Here is a 1,200-nt window from a genome sequence, read left to right on the forward strand (position 1 = left end):
GCTCTCCATGGTGCGCAGCCGATCGATCGCACAACGGCTAGGCTCGGTGTGTGATGTCGAAACAGCACACATCAGGGCCATACGCCATCGTGGCTGTCGCGTCATCCGCGGGAGGCATTCAAGGCCTCGGCACGCTCCTCGGCGGCCTCGGCCCCGCGCTGCGCGTGCCCGTGCTCGTGGTCCAGCACCTCGATCCACGCCACAGGACACTCCTGGCGGAGGTTCTCTCCCGTCGTACGGACCTGCCCGTGAAGCTGGCGGAGGACCAGGAGCACATGGAACCGGGGACCGTTTATCTCGCGCCGCCCGACCATCACCTCCTCGTGGGGCCCGCGGGGCTCTTGACCCTGTCGGACAGCGAGGTCGTGAACTATGTGCGCCCCTCCGCCGACCTGCTCTTCAAGTCGGTGGCCGGCGCGTACGGAACGCGGGCCGTCGCCTGTGTCCTGACCGGCACCGGCGTGGACGGCGCGAGGGGCGTGGCAGCGGTCAAGCAGCGGGGCGGCACCGTCATCTCCGAGGATCCGGAGACCGCGCAGTTCGCGGGCATGCCCACGGCGGCGGTCGCCACCGGAGCCGTGGACTTCGTACTCCGACTGGACGAAATCGCCGCGGCGGTCCGCGGACTCGTCGAGGACAAGAGGCAGTGATGAGTGAGCCGTCCGGCGCCGGTGCCGAGCAGGGCGCCGAGCCGCAAGCCGCGGAGCATCCCGAGAGCGTGCCCGTCCCGGCCGTCGACCCGGGTCTGGAAGACCTGCTCGGCTTCATCCGCGACTCGCGCGGCTTCGACTTCACCGGCTACAAGCGGTCCACCCTCGGGCGCCGCATCCGCAAGAGGATGCAGGACGTCGGCACGAATGACTACGCCGACTACCGCGATCTCCTGGAAACCGACACCGTCGAGTTCCGCACGCTCTTCAACACGATCCTGATCAACGTCACCTCGATGTTCCGCGACCCGGACGCCTGGGAGCTCCTCCAGCGTGAGGTGGTGCCCGACCTGATCACTGGTCTGGGCACCGACGACGAGATCCGGGTGTGGAGCGCGGGCTGCTCCAGCGGTGAGGAGGCGTACTCACTGGCCATCATCTTCGCGGAGGCCCTCGGCATCGAGGAGAGCCTGAACCGCGTCAAGATCTACGCCACGGACGTCGACGAGGAGGCGCTGCGCGACGCCCGCGCCGGCCAGTACCCGGCGCG

General features: G+C 68.9%; 2 protein-coding genes. Both read left to right on the plus strand.

Annotation, left to right across the window (positions count from 1 at the left end):
- Positions 1-53: 53 nt before the first annotated feature.
- Complete coding sequence (locus ACZ5CR_RS46175) at positions 54-650, plus strand: chemotaxis protein CheB (RefSeq protein ID WP_468869978.1); 597 nt, start codon at positions 54-56, stop codon at positions 648-650.
- Positions 650-1,200, plus strand: a 551-nt coding sequence (locus ACZ5CR_RS46180; RefSeq protein WP_468869976.1) for a CheR family methyltransferase, incomplete at its 3' end; no start/stop codon positions are given. The genes ACZ5CR_RS46175 and ACZ5CR_RS46180, both read left to right, overlap by 1 nt.

This window comes from Streptomyces sp. NPDC031274, from assembly GCF_055570235.1.

Excerpts from the sequence above, each read along its gene's own strand:
- ACZ5CR_RS46175 (WP_468869978.1), top strand. The coding sequence starts at position 54 with ATGTCGAAACAGCACACATCAGGGCCATACGCCATCGTGGCTGTCGCG.